Origin of the sequence: Metabacillus niabensis (genome assembly GCF_902829255.1) — a bacterium.
Lineage (GTDB): Bacteria > Bacillota > Bacilli > Bacillales > Bacillaceae > Metabacillus > Metabacillus niabensis.
Map to the genome: position 1 here is coordinate 1 of NZ_CADEPK010000383.1, position 3775 is coordinate 3775.

Below are 3775 nucleotides of genomic sequence, written 5' to 3' on the forward strand. Positions count from 1 at the left end.
CTATTCATCATTAAATTATTTACATAAGTTTCCGTTAGACGTATTAAAAATTGATCAATCCTTTATTCGCAATATTAATTCTGATAAACAAAGTGCAGCGATCGTCAAAGCCATTATTTCCGTTTCAAAGAGTCTCGACCTAACCGTTATCGCAGAAGGCGTTGAAATTATCGATCAAATCGACTTCCTATTATCAGAGCAGTGTGACGAGGTTCAAGGCTATTATTTTAGTCCACCAGTTCCATCAAAGAAGCTCGAGGAAATGTTAACACCAGCTTAATAAATAAAATTAAAGAGAGTGACTCAAAAGGGTCTAACCCCTCCACCAAACACCGGTATATAGTAAATGAATCTGATCATTAGCTATATATGTGTTTGAGGGGTCTAAACCTTTGGTTTTGAGCCACTCTCTTTTTTTATGATATCGACTGTAATTTATATGTAATGTCTGTCAATTGAACTAATTCTACTTTATTATTCAAACCTAGCTTTTTAATCTCACACATGCCTGTATTATAAATATAAATCACTTTATACATTTCATTCTTATAATATACTTTTGAACCAATTGTCAAGATCGATCCCTCCGTAATATCATTTCATAACACATATACCCAAAGCAACGAAAGGATAAACATGAAAATTCAAAAAACTTGTATCATTGTTTAAAAAACTAAACGAAAACCCTTCTCTAAAAATTCTCTTATTCTAGTTATTGCTACAAAACAAATTCTCAAACTCTACCTCATTCAATGGTTGCGAGAATAGATACCCTTGTCCAAATTGACAATGAAATTCTTTCAATAAGGATAATTGCTCCTCTGTTTCGACACCTTCTGCAACAACATGAAGATTTAAATTCATCCCGAATTCAATAATCGTTTTTATCATGTATTGATCCTTTTTATCTATAATATTATCAATAAATGATTTATCGATTTTAATTGTATCAATCGGAAGCTCCTTTAACATATACAATGAAGAATAACCTGTGCCAAAATCATCAATGGATGTTTTTACCCCAAGCTCCTTTAGCTTCTTAAGAACTGTTATCGATTGCCCAATATCCTGCATAATGCTTTCTGTTATTTCCAGCTCTAAATAATGAGGGTTTAGCTTTGTTTCCTGTAATATCCCCTTTACAGTTTGACAGAAGTCTCCATGTTGAAATTGTTTAACGGAAACATTGACTGAGATGATTAATGGCGGGAAACCATTCTCATGCCAAATTTCTGCCTGTTTGCAGGCGTTCCTCAGCACCCATTCACCAATCACACCAATTTGCCCAGTTTCCTCAGCAATCGGTATAAACTCTGCTGGTGAAACATTGCCTAAAGTAGGATGCTCCCACCGAAGAAGTGCTTCCATTCCATATATCTCACGAGATTGAAGGGTAACCTTTGGATGATAGACAATATGGAGTTCCTTATTTTGGATTGCACCTTTTAACCCGTTTTCAATAAGGATTTTCCGTTCGATCGTTTTACAAAGCTTTTTGTTAAAAAAACGGTAGTTATTCTTCCCTTTTTCCTTTGCTAAGTACATCGCTGCATCCGCATGTTTAAAAAGCGTATAACCATTATCACCGTTATCTGGATACATACTTATTCCAATACTCGGGGTTACAGCTATTGAATATTCCTCAATTTGAAACGGTTTTGAAAACAGATGCAAAATCTTCTCTGCAACAATTGCACAATGGGTAGTAGAGGTTCCCGAGAGAGTAACAACAAATTCATCTCCTCCTAGTCGAAAGCATTTGTCCTCTTGATTAAGCGCCTTCATTAGTCGGTTAGCAACCTCAATTAAAAGCTTATCCCCAATGTGATGTCCAAGTGAATCATTAATGTTTTTAAATCGATCTAAATCGATTAAAATAACTCCGACTTGACTGTCTCGTTGCTTTGCATCCTCTAGCATGCTTTTTAAACTAGATTTAAATCTAGTCCGATTGTAAAGTCCTGTTAGTGAGTCAAGATAAGCCAAACCTTTGTACTTTTGCATGAGATGATAATTTTTCTGAAGTAAAAATAACTGTCTACTCACGACTAAAAGATAAATGACGAATAATCCAATAAAAAGACTATTCATTTCCCAGCGATGATAATCAATAAGTAATATCATTAATAACAGACTACTAAGATAAGGAAAGATAGATACATGATGATTCCATTTCTCTTCTGTTTTCCCACTAAACAATTGTGACGATTTTTTCATATCCTCAAAGCTTAAGCCTAACAAGCCGACACCAACGATCCAAAGCGGATCAATATAACCTGCTATTTCATATATCCCTAAGCCCTCTTGAAATAAGTAAATAAAATCTCCAATCGTTTTAATTGTAAACCCGATAAACATATAGTTTATTGAGTGGTTATCCAGTCCATTCGAGTATTTACTTAAATAAACGACACTTATAGCAGCTAACAACGTACTAAGACTTAAAATTGGATAAGCAAGGATAACAAGGGCAATAATGATTGAGTTTTCTGCTAGACTATATATTTTTTGTAATAAATAATGAGTACTAATTGTTACAGCTGATGCCATAAAAATGACAATGTTGAAAATAAACCGATTGGTTACCGCGGAAATCCTACAAATCATTTTCAACTTATAAAGAAGCGCAAAAAGATAGCAGATAAGTGATATATTCCAAACAATATTTACTTCATCTGAATAATAAGCACTCTTTAAGACAATGATTTCATATAACCAAATACAGTTGAAAAGAATATAGAAAAACACACCTATATTCAGGATGAGCCAAAAATACCTTTGCGGATTTAAACGATTACAAAATACATGATAAATTCTCGTAAAACTGAAAGCTCCGACTATAATCGAAACAACCGAAACCCCTAAAGCCCGCATCCAAGCATTCTCTCCAAATACAAAAATCCATCCATACAACAAAATTGTGATACCTAACAGGAACCATATTGCTAACCGTCTTGTTGTGTACATCCATTTTTCCTCACGTCGTATATATTTTTGTTTAACTATTCAGGTATTTTATAGTTCTATATTACCATTACTTTTTATCTATATAAACTGCTCTATTTTTCTTTTTTGCAAATTTTCCCCAGACCTCTTTACATGGTAAAGAGCAATAAATATAGGTATCCATCACCAAAATGCTTGTAATTTTTAGTAAAAATCACGTACGATTTAGAGGAAGCTCATTTCTCATAGAAAAGAAGGAGGTAAGTTCATGAATACAGTTTATGATTTCAAGGTAAAAATGGCGGACGGTGAAGAAAAGTCATTACAGGAATATGAAGGCAAGCCTCTTATCATTGTCAATACAGCTAGCAAATGCGGGTTTACTCCACAATTCAACGGCTTACAGCAGTTATACAAAAAGTACCATGCACAAGGATTAGAAATCTTAGGTTTCCCCTGTGACCAATTCAATCATCAGGAATTTGATAATATTGAAGAAACGATGCAATTTTGTCAGGTAAACTACGGTGTGACATTTCCGATGTTTGCAAAGGTTGATGTCAACGGGGACAATGCGGATCCATTGTTTCAATTTTTAAAGCAACAGAAAAAAGGTGTATTAACGAAAAATATTAAATGGAATTTCACAAAATTCCTCATTGATCGAAATGGCCAAGTCGTTGAGCGATATGCGCCTACAACTGAGCCAGCGCAGCTTGAAAAGGATTTAGAAAAGGTTTTGTAAGCCTTTCTTCAACTAATTTTAATCTGAAAACAAAAAGAGAGCACAACCCTGCTCTCTTTTGTTATAAATTATACTAGTTTCCTA

At 34.1% G+C, this 3775-nt stretch carries 4 protein-coding genes; 2 read left to right on the plus strand and 2 right to left on the minus strand.

From position 1 onward, the window contains the following. Positions 1–280, plus strand: a 280-nt coding sequence (locus HU235_RS22150; RefSeq protein WP_174881617.1) for an EAL domain-containing protein, incomplete at its 5' end; no start/stop codon positions are given. 136 nt (positions 281–416) lie between these two features. Here the strand turns inward: HU235_RS22150 and HU235_RS22155 are convergent. Both HU235_RS22155 and HU235_RS22160 read right to left on the minus strand, forming a co-directional pair. Then, positions 417–575, minus strand: a complete 159-nt coding sequence (locus HU235_RS22155) for a hypothetical protein (RefSeq protein ID WP_170944281.1) — start codon at positions 573–575, stop codon at positions 417–419. Between the two features lie 133 nt (positions 576–708). Next, complete coding sequence (locus HU235_RS22160) at positions 709–2967, minus strand: putative bifunctional diguanylate cyclase/phosphodiesterase (RefSeq protein WP_174881618.1); 2259 nt, start codon at positions 2965–2967, stop codon at positions 709–711. A gap of 247 nt (positions 2968–3214) precedes the next feature. Here HU235_RS22160 and HU235_RS22165 point away from each other — a divergent pair, with 247 nt between their 5' ends. Continuing rightward, positions 3215–3691 carry a glutathione peroxidase gene (locus HU235_RS22165; protein WP_174881619.1) on the plus strand — a complete coding sequence of 159 codons (477 nt, stop codon included), beginning with the start codon at positions 3215–3217 and terminating at the stop codon, positions 3689–3691. Positions 3692–3775 lie beyond the last annotated feature (84 nt).